Origin of the sequence: Pontixanthobacter luteolus (assembly GCF_947494915.1) — a bacterium.
In the GTDB taxonomy this organism is placed as follows: Bacteria; Pseudomonadota; Alphaproteobacteria; order Sphingomonadales; family Sphingomonadaceae; genus Pontixanthobacter; species Pontixanthobacter luteolus.
Genome location: NZ_CANLWR010000001.1, coordinates 173,623 through 191,346 on the forward strand (window position 1 = coordinate 173,623; position 17,724 = coordinate 191,346).

Consider the following 17,724-nt stretch of genomic DNA (forward strand, 5'->3'; position numbering starts at 1 on the left):
GCTGATGATCTTGTAAAGCTCGTGTGCGGAGGCAAAAATGGAATCGATCGGTGCCAATCTGGAAGAGATGAAGCGCACTCCGCTGGCTGAAGAGCACGTGGCGGCGATCCGCAAGATTTCCACCGAGCGCTCGTACAAGGCCGGTGAGTTCGTGGCCGAAATCGGCGATCCGATGGACCGGTTCGTCTACGTCACCGAAGGCGAGATCGAGGTCGTCAATCCTTATACCGGAGAGCGCTGGCTGGAATCCAGCCTTGGGCCCACGCAGTTCATGGGCGACATCGCGTTCCTCAATTCGGGAACTTTCACTCTGCCGATGCGCGCTGCGAAGGATACCCGCACGCTGGAGGCACCGCGTGATAAGATGCTCAAGCTGATGAGCGAGAATCCGGAGCTGTCGGATCACGTTATCACCGTTTATTCCGCGCGCCGCCGCAAACAGTTCGAGGATCACCGTAGCTCGATAAAACTCATTGGTGCGGAGCGGGATGGCAAGGTTCAGGAAATCGCCAGCTTCCTCGCGCGCAATCACGTGCCGTTCCAGTCGTTCGAGCTGGAGGATAGCGATGAAGAGGCTGTTCGGCTGTGCAACTTGTCGCAGCACAAGCCATCGGTGGTCTATTCGAAGGACCACATCGTGGAGGATCCGTCGCCGCGCAAGATTGCCCGCTTGCTGGGCCTGGACTTGGAAGTCGAGAAAGGCATCGATGTCGAGGTGCTGATCGTTGGCGGCGGGCCCGCAGGTGTCGCCGCAGCGGTATATGCCGGGGCAGAGGGGCTGTGCGCTCTGGTTATTGAAGACACTGCGATCGGCGGTCAGGCCGGTACCTCCAGCAGGATTGAGAACTACATGGGTTTCCCGACCGGAATATCGGGGTCTGACCTGGTCTATCGCGGGCAAATCCAGGCGCTGAAATTCGGTACCAGATTTGCCATGCCGCGCCGGGTGATCGCGCTGGAAAAACGCGAGAACGGATCATTCTGCGCAAAGCTGGATGACAATGGCGAAGTCTGCGCAAAATCGGTTCTGGTCGCGACCGGCGTGCAATATCGCAAATTGCCGCTTCAGGGCCGTGACGCGTTTGAAGGGTCTGGCGTTTTCTATGCCGCGACCGACATGGAATCGCGGTTCTGCCACAAGAAACCGGTTGCCATCATCGGCGGCGGCAATTCGGCCGGGCAGGCAGCCATGTATCTCGCGCGTTCTGCCCATCATGTGCACTTGCTGGTTCGCGGCGAAAATCTGGCGTCGTCGATGTCATCGTATCTTAGCGAAAGGCTCGATGCTGAAGAGAACGTGACGGTCCACTATCAGACAGAGGCGACCTGCCTGCACGGTGATGACTGGCTGGAGGCGGTCACGCTGAAAACGCCGGACGGCGAAGAGAAGATGGACTGCGGCGGCCTGTTCATCATGGTCGGAGCAGAGCCGAATTCCGCGTGGCTGTCGGGGCTGGTCGAACTGGATGAAAAAGGTTTTGTCATCACCGGTCAGGATGCCGGGCAGCATTCACCATACGAAACCGCGACGGACGGAATTTTCGCGGTCGGCGATGTCAGGGCCGGGTCCGTCAAGCGGGTGGCCTCTGGCGTGGGCGAAGGTTCGGTGGTTGTCTCTGCGATATGGAACCACGTGAATGCAGGCGGGGACCGACCTTAGGCCGCTCCCCGCCTGATCACATTTTCAATCAGACGAAGTCTTCTACCCGTTCGATGATGATTGCGGGGGCCATGCCGCCTGCGGCGCACATGGTGACGAGGCCGTAACGCCCGCCGGTGCGCTCAAGTTCGTCAAGCACTGTGCCGATCAGGATTGAGCCAGTTGCGCCGATCGGATGGCCGAGCGCAATCGAACCTCCGTTGACGTTCACATTATCCCAGCTGAGGCCGAGGTCGGTTACGAATTTATGGGCGACGACGGCAAATGCCTCGTTGATTTCCCACAGGTCGATGTCGTCCTTGGTCAGGCCGGCTTTCGCCAGCACTTTCTTCGCCGCCGGGACCGGCGCGTTGAGCATCAGTGTCGGGTCATCGCCCATGTTGGCGGTTGCGACGATCCGCGCGCGGGGCTTCAGGCCGTGCTTCTTCGCATAATCTTCCGATGTCACCAGAACACCTGCCGCACCGTCGACAACACCGGAACTGTTGCCTGCATGGTGGAAGTGCTTGATCTCGAGGTCGGGGTATTTCTGGTTCACCAGACCGGCAAACGTGGTGCCGTTGGCATCCAGCGGCACATTGGCGATCTTGCTGAACGCTGGCTCCAGCTGAGCCAGGCCTTCGCGGGTTGTTTCCGGGCGCGGATATTCATCCTTGTCCAGAATGACATTGCCTTCATCGTCCAGCACGGGGACGACACTCTTGTCGAATTTGCCAGCCTTGATCGCGGCATCTGCGCGTTGCTGGCTACGATAGCCGACCTCGTCCAGTTCTTCGCGTGTGTAGCCCTCGATGCTGGCGATCGCATCGCCGCAAATGCCCTGGTGCGACTGCGGGTGAACCTTTTGCAGGCGCTCGTTATAACTGCCCATCATCGGCGGCTTCAGGCCGGCTGCCATCTTTTCCTTCGACATCTGGGCGGTCAGGCTCATCATTTCGGTGCCGCCGGCGACAACGCAGTCTTCCATCCCGCTCATCACCTGCGCTGCGGCGAAGTTTACCGAGGTAATTCCGCCGCCGCAGAACCGGTCCAGCGTGGTGCCGCTGGAGGTAATGTCATAGCCCGCATCCAGTGCCGCCATCCGGCCCAGATCGCCCGCCTGCTTGCCGTCCTGGGTTGAAACCGACCAGATAACATCATCGACGGTGCTGGTATCGAGATTGTTGCGATCCTTCAGCGCCTTCATCACGGTGGCGGCCAGATGCTGCGGATGCTCGTTCGCAAGCGAGCCCTTGCCGACTTTCCCGATTCCGCGGGGGGTGCGTGCTGTGTCGATGATATAGGCTTCGGCCATAATGATGTTCCTTCCGGCGTGAAAATTCGGTGTCAGCGAGCGTGGACAAGCTGGTTCACCTAGTTATATATGTCAGACAACAGGCGGCGGCAATAGCCGAACGCCGCGGCAGCAACGCACAACAAGCATACGCAAGCGGAGAGAGAAATGACCGAAGAAGTCCTGACGCAGGTAGAAGACGGTATCCTGATCATCACGATCAACCGGCCCGAGGCGAAAAATGCCATGACCAAAGCCGCGTCGGAGGCGATTGCCGCGGCGCTCGATCGGCTTGACGCGGAAGACGATCTGCGGGTCGGCATTCTGACCGGCGCGGGCGGGACGTTCTGTTCGGGAATGGACCTCAAAGGGTTCCTGAAAGGCGAGAGTCCCTCTGTTCCGGGGCGCGGGTTTGGCGGGCTGACGGAAAAAGGCCCGGCCAAGCCGCTGATCGCAGCGGTCGAAGGATACGCGCTGGCCGGCGGCATGGAATTGATGATCGCCTGCGACCTGATCGTGGCGAATGACAAGGCGAAATTCGGCATACCGGAGGCAAAGCGCGGTCTTGCGGCGGCCGCGGGCGGGCTGATGAAGCTGCCCGATTTGATCCCGCCGAAAGTCGCAATGGAGCTGGCGCTGACCGGCGATTTCATCGACACCGCGCGCGCTTATGAGCTGGGCCTTGTGAACCGTGTTACCAGCGGGGATGCGCTGTCTGCAGCCAAGGAACTGGCGGCATCAATTACCGCGAACGGTCCGCTCGCTGTCAGGGTTAGCAAGCAGATCATCGAGGAATCGCGCGGCTGGCCGCTGGACAAGCGTTACGAAGAACAGGCGAAGCTGCTGCCGCAGGTCTTCATGTCCGAAGACGCGCGCGAAGGTTCGCTGGCGTTTGCTGAAAAGCGCGCACCCAACTGGAAAGGCAAGTAAGCCCGTGGCCGGTCCATTAGCAGGAATTCGCATCGTTGAATTCGCCGGGATCGGTCCCGGCCCGTTTTGCGGCATGATGCTGGCTGACCACGGGGCGGAGGTGATCCGCATCGACCGCGCATCCGGCAGCCGCGGCGGCTCCACCCCGCTCAGCACGAAAGACGTCCTCGCTCGCGGACGCAAGAGCATCGCGATCAACCTGAAAACGGCAGAGGGCGTGGCGCTTGCGCGGAAATTGTGTGCCAGTGCCGACGGCTTGATCGAAGGGTTCCGTCCGGGCGTGATGGAACGTCTCGGCCTTGGGCCCGACGAATTGCTGAGGGACAATCCCAAGCTGGTTTATGGCCGCATGACCGGCTGGGGCCAGACTGGCCCGTATTCGCACGCCGCCGGGCACGACATCAATTACATCGCGCTCGCCGGGGCGCTGGCGCATTATGGCCGCAAGGGCGAAAAACCGACCCCGCCGATCAATATGGTCGGCGATTTTGGCGGCGGCGGCATGATGCTGGCGTTCGGGATGAGTTCCGCACTGTTGAGCGTAGCACGGGGCGGAGAAGGCCAGGTCATCGACTGCGCCATGACTGATGGCACAGCAGCGCTGATGGGTATGATCCACGGTATGCGCAATATGGGTGTCTGGTCGGAAGATCTGGGTGCGAATATGCTCGATACGGGCGCGCATTTTTACGACACTTATGAAACCGCTGATGGAAAGTTCATTTCCATCGGCAGCATCGAACCGCAATTCTATGCAGAGCTGCGCCGCCTTGCCGGGCTTGAGGACGATGCCGATTTCGATGCGCAGCACGACCGCGCCGCCTGGGGGCCGTTGAAGGACAAGCTGACCGCGCTGTTCAAAAGCAAGTCCCGCGACGAATGGAACGCGCTGATGGAGCATACGGACGTTTGCTATGCGCCAGTGCTAACCATGAGCGAGGCAAAAGAGCACCCGCACAATGTTGCGCGCGGAACCTTCATAGAGATTGCCGGAGACAAACAGCCAGCGCCCGCACCGCGTTACAGTGGGACGCAAACAGCCACCCCCGCACCGGCTCCGCTGCCGGGCGACGATACCGATGCGATCCTGGAATCCCTGGGAATGAACGACACCGACCGGGCCGCACTACGCGATGCCGGTACGGTTGCCTGAAGGAACACTGCACATGCTCGACCTGACCAACCGCACCGCTTACAATGATGATCACAACATGTTCCGCGACACCGTGCGCAAGGTGTTTGCCGAACATATGGAACCCTATCTGGATCAGCATGAGGAAGACGGCATCGTCCCGCGTTCTGCATGGAAGGCGCTGGGCGAGGCGGGGATGCTGTGCCCGACCGTGTCGGAGGAAAACGGCGGTCTGGGCCTCGATTTCGGATATAACGCAGTGATTGCGGAGGAACTGTCCTATCTCGGATCGTCCGCCGGCTTCACGCTGCAGAACGACATCACGGTCAATTATTTCGAGCGGCTCGGCAGTGATGAGCAAAAGGCAAAATATCTGCCCGGCATGATCAGCGGCGACATCATCACCGCTATCGCCATGACTGAACCGGGCGCGGGCAGCGACCTGCAGGGTATTCGCACGACCGCTAAGGAAGACGGCAACCATCTGATCGTCAACGGATCGAAAACCTACATCACCAACGGCCAGCATGCCGATGTGGTGATCGTGGTGGCCAAGACCGACCCGACCATGGGCGCAAAAGGCACCAGCCTGATCCTGGTCGATGCCGATACACCCGGCTTCGAGCGAGGGCGCAATCTCGACAAGATCGGCCAGCATTCGGCCGATACGTCAGAGCTGTTCTTCAACGATGTGCGCGTGCCAAAAACCAATATGCTGGGGCAGGAAGGTCGCGGCTTCATCCATCTGATGGAAGAATTGCCGCAGGAACGACTGTCCATCGCCATCGGCTGTCAGGCCGGTGCGCAGCGCGCGTTCGACGAGGCGGTCAAGTTCGTGAAAGAGCGCAAAGCGTTCGGCAAGACCGTGTTCGAATTCCAGAATACCAAATTCAGTCTCGCGCAGATGCAGACCGAACTGCAGGTTGGCTGGGCGCATATCGACTGGGCGCTGAAAAAGCACATGGCCGGCGAACTGACTACAGAGGAAGCAAGCGCCGCCAAGCTCTGGCATACAGACCTGCAAAACCGCATCTGCGACGAGGCGCTGCAACTGCATGGCGGCGCGGGCTATATGAACGAATACCCCATCGCCCGCCTGTGGCGCGACGCCCGCGTTACGCGCATTTTCGGCGGCACGAACGAAATCATGAAGGAAGTGATCAGCCGGGGGATTTGAACGGCACACTCTTTTCCGCCGGGATTGGTTTAAGCCTGGGGCATAGGGTTGGAGGGAAGAGAGCGAAGGGTGGCGATGTCCAGGAGCGTTTCCTCTGTTATCGCAGCCGTGCTTTTGCTGGCCTCATTTCTGCCTTTGTGGGTCTTGGTCGAAGACTTTCCCGCCAAACTTGGTCATGCGACCGCCATTTCTGGCGTGTTCGCAGTGGTCGCCGTCTTTTGGTGGACGGCACGTCAGAAGACGGGGCTCCGATGGGTGCTCGGAGCCGCACTTTGCGGGGCGTTCGTGCTGTTTGTCTGGGTGTTATTGATGGTGTCTCTGGACCAGCACCGCCGATGCGGCGCGCAGCTGGAACCGAAAACTTGCCTAGCCTCTACCGCTAGTCCGCTACCATTTGGCAATCCGAGACGCCCGTTCCCCCTGCCGAAAATATCTATCTGATCCAGCGATCTTCTGTCTTGGTTGCAGGGGGATCGATCTTCACCCGATAAACGCCTTAACCTCGGCCATGAAATCATCGAACCGGTCGTGGTGGACCCAGTGCCCGGCGCGGTCGTAGTCGCTGACCGATACATTGTCGCCAAAATGCTCGATCCGGCCATCCTTGACCGGGTTGGATGCCCAGCTGTCATTGCCGTAAATCATCAGCGTCGGGCAGGTGATCTGCGCCCATAGCTGCTCGACAGATCTATCCTCGACATTTTCCGGCGGCCAGGCGTGCAGATGCGGGTCGAATTTCCAGCTGAACGTTCCGTCTTCATTGCGCATCACTGCGTGGCGGGTCAGATGTTCAGCCTGATCGCGCGAGAGATAGCTGTTCGCTTCGTGCATCCGGTCGAGCGCGGTTTGGAACGTGTCGTACCGTTTCGGCAGGCGCGAGCTTGCATCGCGCTTTGCATCGAACCAATTGCGCAGATGCCCGTCATACGGGGTCTCGGCCAGTTCCTTCATTCGTTTCGGGCTGGGACCCAGCCCTTCGATCGCGACAAGTTTGCGCACATTGCCCGGATACAGCCCGGCATAGCGGATCGAAATATTGCCGCCCATCGAATGCGCCACGATCGTGACCGGTGCCAGTTCCAGCTGATGAATCAACTGGGTCAGGTCGTAGACATAGCCCAGCATCGGGTAATAGCCGGTGTTGTTCCATTCGCTGTCGCCATGGCCGCGCAGGTCTGGGCAGATGACGTGCCAGTCATGGCGCAGTTCCTCTGCCGCCCAGTCCCAGCTGCGGCAATGGTCGCGCCCGCCATGCAGCAGGATCAGCGGCGGCGCGTCCTGATTTCCCCAGTCGGCATAATGCAACCGGGTGCGCTGGGAGATGTAGGTTTGCGATGTCGGTCCGATCAGTTCCATGCGGCTTGCTTTGATGCGAAGTTGCGATTCATGCAAGCATTGCACATAGCTAACTAAGTGATACAAGAACGCTACAGACAGATTCCAGTGAGAGGTTTCGATCATGCCAGCAATCAATGTGTCCCAGCCCGAATTCATGGAAGACGAGGAAATCTCGATCTTCGCCGATGCGGTTGGCAAATTCTATCAGCAGCACGCACCCGAGAAACGGATCCTTCAATGGCGCGATGCCGGTCAGGTGGAACGCGAATTCTGGAACGAAGCGGGCGGGGCCGGTCTGCTCGGCGTGTCGGTGCCGGAGGAATATGGCGGCCACGGCGGCGATTTCCGGCATGACATGGTGGTGATCGATCAGCAGGCGAAGCACGGCGTAGAAGGTTTCGCCGCCAGCCTGCACAACACCATCATCCTGCCCTATCTGGTGCGCCACGGGACAGAGGAGCAGAAGAAGAAATACCTGCCCAAGCTGGTCACCGGCGAACTGGTCAGCGCGATTGCCATGACCGAACCGGGCGTGGGTTCCGACCTGCAAAGCATCACCACCACCGCGCTGAAGGACGGCAATGGTTACCGCCTGAACGGTGCCAAGACCTATATCTCTAACGGCCAGACCGCCGATTTCATCATCGTCGTGGCTAAGACCGACCCCAATGAGCGCGCCAAGGGTATCTCCCTGATGCTGCTGGAGACGGAGGGCGCGGAAGGGTTTCAGCGCGGCAAGAAGCTCGACAAGATCGGTCTCGATGCGGCTGATACCTCCGAACTGTTCTTCGACGATGTCTTCATCCCCGGCGACAATGTTCTCGGCGGGGTAGAGGGCAAGGGCTTTTACCAGTTGATGGGCGAATTGCCGCAGGAACGGCTGATTATCGCCATGGGCGCCATGACCGGGATCGAGAAGGCTCTCGAAGTGACGCTGGAATTCGTGAAAGACCGCAAGGCTTTTGGCCAGACGATCTGGGATTTCCAGAACACGCAGTTCACCCTGGCGGACCTTGCCGCGCGCGGAACGGCAGCGCGTATTTTCGTCAATGATTGCATCGCCAAGCACCTGAAGGGCGAGCTGGACGTGCCGACCGCTTGCATGGCCAAGTACTGGGTCACCGAATTGCAGAGCGAAGTCGTGGACAAGTGCCTCCAGTTCCACGGCGGCGCGGGCTACATCAATGACTATCCGATCGCGCGTATGTATCGTGACACGCGGATCGCGCGGATCTTCGGCGGCTCCAACGAGGTGATGAAAATGGTCATCGCCCGGTCGCTGTAACGCAAGGCAGATTAGCGCATAATATGAACGAGCTCGGCCAGACAGACATGCACGAAACCGCCGGTTCCGGCGGATCATTCCGCGTGCCCAAGACGGCCGAGCTGGTTGCCAATTCAATCCGCCTGCGGATCATTCAGGGTGAATTGTCGGAAGGCGACACTCTGCCTCCCGAAGCGCAATTGATGGAACAGTTCGGCATCTCGCGGCCTTCGCTGCGCGAAGCTTTCCGTATTCTGGAGGCTGAGCGTTTGATCACCGTCAAGCGCGGGTCGCGGTCCGGCGCGCGCGTTAGCCTGCCCAAGGTGGAAAGCGTGTCGCGCTATGCCAGCTATTACCTGCAGGCGAGCGGGGTGAAGGTGGCCGACATTTACGAGGCGCGTCTGGGGCTCGAGCCGTATGTCGTGCGAAAGCTCGCATCGAATCCTGCGCCTGCCTCAATCGCCCGTCTGCGCGAAGAAGCCGCGCGCCTCGCGGGGTTCTACGAAAGCGACAACGAACGCGACTACATGATCGGGTCTGCCCGTTTTCACAGCGTGTTGATGGAGGTCGGCGGCAATGCGACGCTGCATTTCCTGACCCGCGTGCTGGAAGACGTGATTGCCCAATATCAGAAACGCTTCGTAACGACCGCTTCAGAAGAGGCAGAGCGCAAGCGTGGCCGCGAAAAAGGGGTCAAGTCGATCGTCAAGCTGATCGATCTGATCGAAGCAGGCGATGTCGAAGCGGCAGAGCAGCACTGGACGCTGCATCTCAACAACACCAACAAGATATGGGGTAGCGACCGCACCCTGCGCGAAGTTCTGGCTGGCTGATGGCCCGCTGCTGCCCTTTGGGCGGCGCGGGTAATCTCTCGCGGCCAGATCGCGCCTAGTCGGTGTCGATCGGGCGCTTGCCGATAATGGAAACGCCGTATCCGTCGAGCGCGACGAGCGAACGGTCAGAATTGGTCAGCAATTCCATTTCGTGCACGCCGAGTTCGTTCAGGATTTGCGCCCCGACGCCGTAATCGCGCAGCGCGTCCATCGGTTCAGACGGCTCGCCTTTCAGTTTGCGAACCTGGTCGGCGATGAAGCCGCCGCTTGCGCGCGGGATCATCACGATCATCCCGGCGCCTTCCTTCCCGATAATCTCCATCGATTTGGCCAGAATGCGATCGCCGCTGCAATCCATGCCGAAGATGTCGTTGAACATATCGAGCGCGTGCATCCGTACCAGCGTTGGCTTGTCGGGATCGACATGGCCCTTGCGCAGCACAATCTGTTCAGTCTTGGTTGCCTTGTTGTAGAATGCAACGGCAGTCCAATCGCCGCCCCACCGGCTGGTGAAGCGGGCTTCTGCGCGAACTTCGGCCAGATGGTCGTGGCGCAGCCGGTAGGCGATCAGGTCGCGGATCGTACCGATTTTCATGTCGTGCTCGCGCGCGAACTGAATCAGGTCGTCCATCCGGGCCATTGTGCCGTCTTCATTCATGATCTCGCAGATGACGCCGGACGGGTTCAGCCCAGCAAGGCGCGAGATATCAACTGCGGCCTCGGTATGGCCAGCGCGAACCAGCACGCCGCCATCACGCGCGACCAGCGGGAAGACATGGCCCGGGGTCACGATGTCGTCGGCCCCTTTGGAACTGTCGATTGCGACGCTGACCGTGCGGGCGCGGTCGCCTGCGCTGATCCCGGTTGTCACCCCTTCGCGGGCCTCGATGCTGGTGGTGAAGGCCGTCTGCATCGATTCCCGGTTATTCCGGCTCATCGGTTCGAGTTGCAATTCATCGCTGCGCGCCTTGGTCATCGACAGGCAGATCAGTCCGCGTCCGTGGGTCGCCATGAAATTGACCGCCGCAGGTGTCGCCATCTGCGCTGGAATGATCAGATCACCTTCGTTTTCGCGATCTTCGTCGTCGACAAGAATATACATCCGGCCATTGCGCGCTTCATCGATAATCTCCTCGATGCTGGCGAGCACTGGCCGGTCGTCATTCGCCTTGAGGAATGCTTCCAGCTTGCCGAGTGTATCGGCAGTCGGGTTCCAGCTGCCTTCGGTGCAGTCGCGCAGCGAATTGGCATGAAGGCCGGCTGCGCGCGCAATTCCGGCGCGGGACATTTTGCCCGAATCGACAATGGCGCGGATTTTCTCTTGGACGGATTGGCTTGTAAGATCGGTCATGCCGCTTATCTAGCAGGGCAATGTGATTTGGCAAGGCCGGTATCACATTATAATGTGAGAGCGGCGCGAAATGCGGATATTTTTTGCCGGTTGTGCGTTTCGCAGCAACGCTTTAGTCAACATTGGTGTGATCTTCGGGGTCTTCCAACCTATCAAGAGTAAAACTCGATGAGTAACCAAGACGGCAATTCCAGCCCGCAAAACGACCTTTCGGCAGGCCTGCGTCAGGCGATGCGGCGTTTGCCGGGTCCGGTTTCCATCGTGGCCACCCATGACAAGGAGACCGGCAAGCCTGCCGGAATGGCCGCATCCGCAGTAATCCCCGTGTCGATGGACCCGCCTTCCATGCTGATTGCGGTCAACCGTGATGCGCGCTGCCATGCCGCTATCGAAGGGCAGGGCCGCTTCTGTATAAACTTGCTGGGCACCGACCAGACGGCGCTGGTGGAACCGTTTTCCAATTTTCAGAAGCGCGAAGAACGTTTCAGCATGGCGGACTGGGAATATTCCGACCAGATTCCGTTCCTGCCTGCGGCGATGGCTAACCTGTTTTGCGAAGTGCGCACCACGCTGATCCACGGGACGCACGAACTGTTTGTAGGCAATGTTTACGACGTGCGTAGCAATCAGGGCGACACACCCGACCCGCTGGGTTGGATGGAAGGCGGCTTTGCCCGCTTCGGCTCGCTGGATTGAAGCCGCCAGAGGCAGGGGCCAACTGCCTGCGGTGAACAGCTGAAAGCTCAGAACTTGCAGCGAAATGGCTGTTTCCGGATTTAGCGGCAATCTTGTCACCAGAGCGTCATACAGCCGAGGCATTCCGTTTCCCGAAGGGGAACGGCAACCGTGGATGTGATCAGCATATTCCTGACCGACCAATTGGGCGAGACGCTGGAAGATTTCGAGCATGATACGACCCGTTTCGTGTTTGGCCGGATCGGTCCGGACGGCCCAAGGCAATTGGTCGATGGCCCCATGTGGGTGTTCGTCGAATGGGTCATGGATGACCTCGCCGGTCTGGAGCTATGCCGCCGTCTCAGGGCGGACAGCCGCTGTGCCGACGCGCATGTCACGATGGTTCTCGACAATGACGATCAGGAAGATCGCCGCCGTGCCTTGAGGGCGGGTGCCGATGATTACATCGTCGGGCCGCTTGACCGGACGATTGTTCTCGACCGGGTGATGGCCCTGCAATCGCATAAACAAAGGCACCCAGCGCAATTGTTCGCAATCGGGCAATTGACGATCGACATGGCGGCGCTGCGTTCGACATGGGCGGGCACGCCGATTGAACTGCGGCCAAATGAGTTTCGTCTGTTGCGGTTCTTCGCGGAAAATCCCGACAGAGTGCTGTCGCGAGAAGAACTGATTTCCGGCCTGGGCAAGCAAGAACCACCAGTTGACGAGCGAACAGTCGATGTATGGATCGGCCGGCTTCGCCGCGCGCTAAAATCCGCCGGTGCCGGCAATCCGCTGCGTACGATCCGCTCGCTAGGCTACGTCTTCGACAGCAATTGAACGGGCAGAGCTGGTGCGCCCTTATGCGGGTTTGGCCCTGCCCTCCATACGATCATCGCAAACAAAAAAGGGGCCCGGCACCGAAATGTCGGGCCCCTAGTTTCAGCCTCGCAGGATTAGAATTCGGCCGAAACCGAGAAGCTGAAGCTTGTGCCCACGTCGTAGGAATTGATTTCGATCCGCTCGCTGCCGGTCGACTGGTATTCAAAGTTGCCGCGCCCCAAAATGTTTCGCGCTTCGAATTTCAGCTCGAGCGGCTGCTTGAACAATTTCAATTCCTGGCGTGCGACAAAATCGAGCGTGAAACCTGGGTCCTCGACAATGTCCGGCAGGCCTGCGGTGCCGCGGCGGGTGACCCGCTCGCTTGCATAATTCACCAGGACCGTGAACTGCTGCAGGATATCTTCATCCTCCAGGCTCAGCTGCATGTTGACCAGATGGTCCGACTGCCCGGTCAGCGGATCACCGTCGTTGAAGAACAGGTCTGCATCACTGTCGATCGCGCCGACACCTGCAGTAAAGATACGCGTCGTATCGCCAGCATCCACATTCAGTTCGGACTGGGTGTAGGTGTAGTTGGTAACCAGAACGATCTGCTTTGAATCGAACCAGCCGCCCCAGTCATACAGCCCCTTGGTCAGCTGGAACTCGACCTCGGCACCATAAAGCTGCGCGCCCGGCGCATTGGCGAACCGGGTGGTGAAGCTGGTGTCCGCGCCAATCGAGACATACGGTTCGATCGGGCTTTCCAGATCCTTGTAGAAGCCGGCGACCGAGATGCGGCTGCCGCGGTCGAAATAATATTCGACCCGCGCTTCCGCATTGGTCAGCCGGGTGTCGGTCAGGGCCGGGTTGCCGATATACTGACGCTGGTTGTCGGGATCGGTGTAAGGCTGGAAAATCAGCTCGCGGAACTGCGGCCGGGCGATTGTTTTCGATGCACTCGCGCGGACCTGCAACGTGTCGCTGATTTCCCACGTCAGCGTGCCGCCGGGCAGGAAATAATCGTTGTTCAGCGCGGTGTTGGCCAGCGAAACGAACGGCTGGTCGAACCGCTGGACAGTCGCAACGGTCTGTTTCGCATCTTCGTAACGGACGCCCACATCAAGGCTGACGCCGAATAGAGGGACGATGTTGGCCTTTGCATAGGCCGCCTGAATTTCCAGATCGGCCTTGAACGCAGGGTCGGTCTGGGTCGGTTCGCTCAGGCCGATATTGTAATAATCGATCACCGCATCGCCAAGCAACAGATCAGGGCGCAGCGCGCCAACGCCGGGGGGAATGTTGTCCCCGTCGATCAGGAACTGGCGCCGCTCCGAAAACCGGCTGGTGTCGGTGTAGGCATAGCCGGCCGTGGCCGAAAGCCAGTCGGTCAGCGGGTAGCCGACGTCGATACCGCCGTAATACAGATCCTCCGTCAGTTCGGAAAATGCAACCGAGGCGCTGCCGCGCTGGCGGTCCAGCACGTTGATAAAGATATCGCCGGTATCCTGATTGTCCTGGTTCGTGCGGACGTAGACGAATTCATATTCATACGGAGCTTCACGCTGCGTCTGGGCATAGCCGCCGCGAAGGTCGACTGACAGATCGCCAAATTCCAGCTCGGATACGATCTGCGTGTCGAAAAGCTGGCGTTCATACCAACCGGTGTTCTGCGTGATGAGGCTGTCGCCATCGAGCAGCAATTCGCTAAAGCCGAGGCCGGCCTGTTTCAGCGTGTCGCGAATGAACAGATTGGTCCAGCGGAACTTGTGTTCCCCCAGTTCCAGGCCGAAACCGAGCATCGCGTTGGCGAGAACCCGGTTGTCGGTCACGAAATTGCGCGAATCCCGGTCCAGTTGCAGATCCTGCGTGTAGGGATTTTGCGAAGTGATTACCTTGGTGCGCAGCTTGTTGCTGAGCGAAGCGGTGCCGATAATGCCAAGGCGGCCGTCTGCGCCCACGTCGAATGCAGTGCCCGCGGTTACGCCGCCGGAGAAATTGGGGCGAATGCTGCCGATTTTCTGGACTAGAACGAGGTTCGGATTGCCCAGCTGCTTGACGATTTCCTGCTGGTCGATCGCCGGATCGCCGATGCGCAGGCCGCTGTCGAAGAAGTTTTGCAGCGCAGGCGGGGCATCGCGGGTGCCGTCATCGAAACCGGACCAGTCATAATCGGAACCGTAATAATCCAGCCCGTTGCTGAAGGTTGTTTCGGTGTCGCCGCTGATCCCGGCGCTGAATTTCACGAAACTTTCTTCGGGCACGGCGCGCGTTGTCAGATTGATCACACCGCCGCCGAATTCGCCGGGGAAGTTTGCCGAATAGGTTTTCTGGACCAGGGAAGACGCAACGACATTGGTCGGGAAAATGTCCAGCGGAACGACACGGCTGAGCGGTTGCGGCGAAGGCAGCGGTAATCCGTTGAGCAAGGCCAGCGAATACCGGTCGCCCAGGCCGCGGACGTAAACATTGCCGTTTCCAACCACCGACAGGCCGGTAACACGGCCAAGCGCGCCCGCGATATCGCCTTCGCCGGTTCGGGCGATTTCTTCTGCCGACAGCACCGACACGACCTGTGCCGAGCTGCGCGCAACGTCGCGGGTGCGGCGTCCGGTAACGATGATTTCGCCGCCCGGGATGGAAATGTCGGGTTCTTCGAATTCATCCTCGGGTTCCTGCGGCGCTGCCGTGTCAGCCAGAGTGGTTTCATCTGCTGTCTCGGCGTCCTGCAACCCAGTGTCTTGCGCCATCGCCGCCGCTGGAAATACCAGCGCGGAAGTGAGCAGGAGCAGTCCCGCCAACTGCTTGCTTTTTGTCATTTCGAAGAACCCTTCATGTTCAAAGGTCAGAATTGGTTCGGGCCATGTGCCCTTGAAATACGAGAAGAGGTCCGGCCCGCAGACGGGGCCGGACCTCAATCGGTTTGTACTTACGAGGTGTAGACCGGCAGCGAGCTGCAAGCGCCGGTGTTGCTGCCGAACGCGATGGTCGATGAATCGCAGGTCCAGCCCTGGAAACGGGTGTCGCCCGCCTGAGCCGCGCCAACGAAACCGGCATTGTCGAAGAAGCTCGACAGTGCAGTCGGGTCGAAAGCAACCAGTCCATCTTCGTTCGCGCCGTTGATGTACGTCATCGAAAGCGTGTTGGTGAACGCTGCGTTGTTGTTCGAACCGGCATCGAATTGTGCCTGGACACCGGCTGCCGTAGTGCCGCTGCCGTCACGGAAGGCGGTGGCACAATCGAGCGCGACCGATTCGAAGCGGACCGGACCGGCTTCGTCGATTGACCCGTCAGCTGCACGGCTGAGGGTTTCGGCAGTATCGACGCGCAGGCAGGCCGTGCCGTTTGACGAACCATCGACGATGATGGTGTTGGCTAGCGTGTAATCGGCCCGGCCGCGGATGCGGACAACCTGATCGTCATTCTTGCGCTGGATGAAGGTAGCGTTCGAAATCTGCGTGTTCTGGCGCGGGGTGCTTTCTTCGAGAGTGTTCGAGGAGTCCGCCTCGATGATAGTATCGCCTACGTCCGCACGCTGGGCAGCGACCACATATTGCAGATTCGCCTTCACGCCGGTGTCGGTGTCGATCGAATCGTCTTCTGCGCCGACGACCACGAGGCCCTTGATGTTCACGCGGCCGCCAAAGAATTCGACGCCGTCATCTGCGCTGTTGAACGACATGATGTTGTTGAAGGTGGTGCCCGATCCGACGCCGCCCGTGGTCAGCGCCTGAAGCTCGTCACCGTTGGAAAGCACTGTTCCGGAGTACCGCAACTGGACGAAGGACACGCTGCCCGAACTGTCGCTTGCATCGTTGCCGCCATAGCGCGGCGGTGTGGTCGTGCCCTCGACCTCGCGTTCGCAATCGACACTGCCGGGAACGGCGGTGTTTGAGAGGCAGTCGGTGATCGGCGCACGGCCATTCAGGATCAGCCCGCCCCAGTCGCCCGAAGACGTGTCGGTGTTTTCACCGCGAACGTTCTGCTGGCTGGTGAAGATGATCGGGCGCGCGGCGGTGCCGTTTGCCTGAATCTGGTTGCCGCGATTGACGTTGAGATAGGATGCGTCGAGGCCGACCAGTGTCACGCCCGGATCGATCGTAAGAACGATGTTGGTGTCTGAAAGACCGTCCGATGCGTCCGCAGCAGGGCCGCCATCGGTGCCGACGTCGACCTGACCATCAATCAGGTAAAGCACAGCTGCGTCAGCCGGAGTGAAGGCCAGCTGCGAGCTGCGATTGAAGCGGGCTGGCAGTTGGCACAGGCGATACGATCCGGTCGGGCCGCTGATCGTGCCGCGGTCTGTAAGGCCCTGCGGATCGGCGATGAACGGACAATCGGCAGCAGCCGTGGTCGTCGTTGTCGGAGTGGTGGTCGGGGTCGGTGTCGGCGCTGCCGGATTGTTGATGGTGACGTTTCCGCCAGTGCCGGGCGAGGCGATTTCCTCTGCGCCGCAGCTCGCAAGAGCAAGTGCGCTACAGCCAAGAACAAATGAACGATGAAGATTAGTCACGGGCGTGGTCCCCTCAAGTGTTTTCCGAGAATCAGAAGTGTCAGGTGCGTTGTCGCGACTCGCCCGCTACGACCGCTGCGTGACAGTTTTCTTGCATGATTTCAGTTTGAAGAAAGCGACTGAATTCAGTCACTAATGCGACAAATATGACAGGGGAAAACGCGTTTTCGCCGCTTGTTATTTGCCAAGCGATCCAATCGCGGCGGGCAAATATTACAGTTCAGTGACATTATTTCATTTTTGTTGCAGTTTTTGAGGGCCGACTGCATTTTTCACTCACTTGAGGAAGAGGAGAGTGGAAATGTCGCTCACAATTGCAGTTGCCGCACTGTCTCTGCTGCAGGCACCGGCCAGCGCCGACCAATCGGTCGATGTCGCTTTCGACGAGCTTTCAGCAGCCCGGAATTCCGAGGCGATCATGCGCATTGAAAGCAATGCCGCGCTTGATCGCGACGATCCGGCGCGGCTGATCAATCTGGCAGTCGCTTATGCACGCGAGGGGCGCACCGACGAGGCGCGCGAGTTGCTCGATCTGGCAGTACACAGTGGCGCACGATACCAACTGGAAACGGCCTCCGGCGACTGGGTGGATTCGCGCCGTCTTGCGCTGAAGGCGATTGCAATGCTCGATAGCGGGCAGTTGGGTTCGGCGGCCAGGGTCGCTTCGCGCTAGGCCCTGTATATTAAGCCTGATCCGTCTTTCGCGGACGGCATACTTTATCGGGTTCGGTCGGCGTTGCTGGCCGGACCCGC

At 59.6% G+C, this 17,724-nt stretch carries 14 protein-coding genes; 9 read left to right on the forward strand and 5 right to left on the reverse strand.

Annotated elements, in window-relative coordinates; translation table 11 throughout:
• The first annotated feature begins 37 nt into the window (after nucleotides 1-37).
• A complete protein-coding gene (locus PO778_RS00790; protein ID WP_271438264.1) occupies nucleotides 38-1,660 on the forward strand; it encodes an FAD-dependent oxidoreductase in 1,623 nt (540 codons plus the stop codon).
• Between the two features lie 28 nt (nucleotides 1,661-1,688).
• On the opposite strand, the gene PO778_RS00795 is transcribed toward PO778_RS00790, so the two are convergent.
• A complete protein-coding gene (locus PO778_RS00795) occupies nucleotides 1,689-2,954 on the reverse strand; it encodes an acetyl-CoA C-acetyltransferase (RefSeq protein WP_160729227.1) in 1,266 nt (421 codons plus the stop codon).
• A 147-nt stretch (nucleotides 2,955-3,101) separates the two neighbouring features.
• On the opposite strand from PO778_RS00795, the gene PO778_RS00800 reads away from it, so the two are divergent.
• Genes PO778_RS00800 through PO778_RS00810 form a run of 3 tightly spaced genes read left to right on the forward strand, consistent with a single transcriptional unit; the run spans nucleotide 3,102 to nucleotide 6,172 of the window.
• Nucleotides 3,102-3,863, forward strand: coding sequence for a crotonase/enoyl-CoA hydratase family protein (locus PO778_RS00800; RefSeq protein ID WP_160729228.1), 762 nt, complete (start codon nucleotides 3,102-3,104; stop codon nucleotides 3,861-3,863).
• A gap of 4 nt (nucleotides 3,864-3,867) precedes the next feature.
• Nucleotides 3,868-5,016 carry a CaiB/BaiF CoA transferase family protein gene (locus PO778_RS00805; protein ID WP_271438265.1) on the forward strand — a complete coding sequence of 383 codons (1,149 nt, stop codon included), beginning with the start codon at nucleotides 3,868-3,870 and terminating at the stop codon, nucleotides 5,014-5,016.
• A gap of 13 nt (nucleotides 5,017-5,029) precedes the next feature.
• Nucleotides 5,030-6,172 (forward strand): acyl-CoA dehydrogenase family protein, encoded by a 1,143-nt coding sequence (locus PO778_RS00810; RefSeq protein WP_271438266.1) that lies wholly within the window; start codon nucleotides 5,030-5,032, stop codon nucleotides 6,170-6,172.
• A gap of 480 nt (nucleotides 6,173-6,652) precedes the next feature.
• Here the strand turns inward: PO778_RS00810 and PO778_RS00815 are convergent, their stop codons facing one another.
• Nucleotides 6,653-7,528 (reverse strand): alpha/beta hydrolase, encoded by an 876-nt coding sequence (locus tag PO778_RS00815; protein ID WP_271438267.1) that lies wholly within the window; start codon nucleotides 7,526-7,528, stop codon nucleotides 6,653-6,655.
• A 103-nt stretch (nucleotides 7,529-7,631) separates the two neighbouring features.
• Here PO778_RS00815 and PO778_RS00820 point away from each other — a divergent pair, with 103 nt between their 5' ends.
• Entirely contained in the window at nucleotides 7,632-8,795 is a 1,164-nt protein-coding gene (locus PO778_RS00820; RefSeq protein WP_160729232.1) for an acyl-CoA dehydrogenase family protein, read from the forward strand.
• Between the two features lie 23 nt (nucleotides 8,796-8,818).
• Nucleotides 8,819-9,607, forward strand: coding sequence for a FadR/GntR family transcriptional regulator (locus PO778_RS00825; RefSeq protein ID WP_271438268.1), 789 nt, complete (start codon nucleotides 8,819-8,821; stop codon nucleotides 9,605-9,607).
• A 55-nt stretch (nucleotides 9,608-9,662) separates the two neighbouring features.
• Here the strand turns inward: PO778_RS00825 and ribB are convergent, their stop codons facing one another.
• Nucleotides 9,663-10,958 (reverse strand): 3,4-dihydroxy-2-butanone-4-phosphate synthase, encoded by a 1,296-nt coding sequence (ribB, locus tag PO778_RS00830; protein ID WP_271438269.1) that lies wholly within the window; start codon nucleotides 10,956-10,958, stop codon nucleotides 9,663-9,665.
• 168 nt (nucleotides 10,959-11,126) lie between these two features.
• On the opposite strand from ribB, the gene PO778_RS00835 reads away from it, so the two are divergent.
• Both PO778_RS00835 and PO778_RS00840 read left to right on the forward strand, forming a co-directional pair.
• Nucleotides 11,127-11,654 (forward strand): flavin reductase family protein, encoded by a 528-nt coding sequence (locus tag PO778_RS00835; RefSeq protein ID WP_160729235.1) that lies wholly within the window; start codon nucleotides 11,127-11,129, stop codon nucleotides 11,652-11,654.
• A gap of 150 nt (nucleotides 11,655-11,804) precedes the next feature.
• A complete protein-coding gene (locus tag PO778_RS00840) occupies nucleotides 11,805-12,476 on the forward strand; it encodes a response regulator transcription factor (protein WP_271438270.1) in 672 nt (223 codons plus the stop codon).
• 116 nt (nucleotides 12,477-12,592) lie between these two features.
• Here PO778_RS00840 and PO778_RS00845 read toward each other — a convergent pair whose 3' ends face one another.
• A complete protein-coding gene (locus PO778_RS00845) occupies nucleotides 12,593-15,277 on the reverse strand; it encodes a TonB-dependent receptor domain-containing protein (RefSeq protein ID WP_271438271.1) in 2,685 nt (894 codons plus the stop codon).
• A 110-nt stretch (nucleotides 15,278-15,387) separates the two neighbouring features.
• On the reverse strand, nucleotides 15,388-16,971 hold the full coding sequence (locus PO778_RS00850; RefSeq protein ID WP_271438272.1) for a beta-helix domain-containing protein: 1,584 nt from the start codon (nucleotides 16,969-16,971) through the stop codon (nucleotides 15,388-15,390).
• A gap of 301 nt (nucleotides 16,972-17,272) precedes the next feature.
• Here PO778_RS00850 and PO778_RS00855 point away from each other — a divergent pair, with 301 nt between their 5' ends.
• Nucleotides 17,273-17,644 carry a hypothetical protein gene (locus PO778_RS00855; protein ID WP_271438273.1) on the forward strand — a complete coding sequence of 124 codons (372 nt, stop codon included), beginning with the start codon at nucleotides 17,273-17,275 and terminating at the stop codon, nucleotides 17,642-17,644.
• Nucleotides 17,645-17,724 lie beyond the last annotated feature (80 nt).

Bases quoted from the DNA above. Each gene is read 5' to 3' on its own strand.
- PO778_RS00790 (WP_271438264.1), top strand. From the start codon at position 38: ATGGAATCGATCGGTGCCAATCTGGAAGAGATGAAGCGCACTCCGCTG.
- PO778_RS00795 (WP_160729227.1), bottom strand. From the start codon at position 2,954: ATGGCCGAAGCCTATATCATCGACACAGCACGCACCCCCCGCGGAATC.
- PO778_RS00800 (WP_160729228.1), top strand. From the start codon at position 3,102: ATGACCGAAGAAGTCCTGACGCAGGTAGAAGACGGTATCCTGATCATC.
- PO778_RS00810 (WP_271438266.1), top strand. From the start codon at position 5,030: ATGCTCGACCTGACCAACCGCACCGCTTACAATGATGATCACAACATG.
- PO778_RS00815 (WP_271438267.1), bottom strand. From the start codon at position 7,528: ATGGAACTGATCGGACCGACATCGCAAACCTACATCTCCCAGCGCACC.
- PO778_RS00820 (WP_160729232.1), top strand. From the start codon at position 7,632: ATGCCAGCAATCAATGTGTCCCAGCCCGAATTCATGGAAGACGAGGAA.
- PO778_RS00825 (WP_271438268.1), top strand. From the start codon at position 8,819: ATGAACGAGCTCGGCCAGACAGACATGCACGAAACCGCCGGTTCCGGC.
- ribB (WP_271438269.1), bottom strand. From the start codon at position 10,958: ATGACCGATCTTACAAGCCAATCCGTCCAAGAGAAAATCCGCGCCATT.
- PO778_RS00835 (WP_160729235.1), top strand. From the start codon at position 11,127: ATGAGTAACCAAGACGGCAATTCCAGCCCGCAAAACGACCTTTCGGCA.
- PO778_RS00845 (WP_271438271.1), bottom strand. From the start codon at position 15,277: ATGACAAAAAGCAAGCAGTTGGCGGGACTGCTCCTGCTCACTTCCGCG.
- PO778_RS00855 (WP_271438273.1), top strand. From the start codon at position 17,273: ATGTCGCTCACAATTGCAGTTGCCGCACTGTCTCTGCTGCAGGCACCG.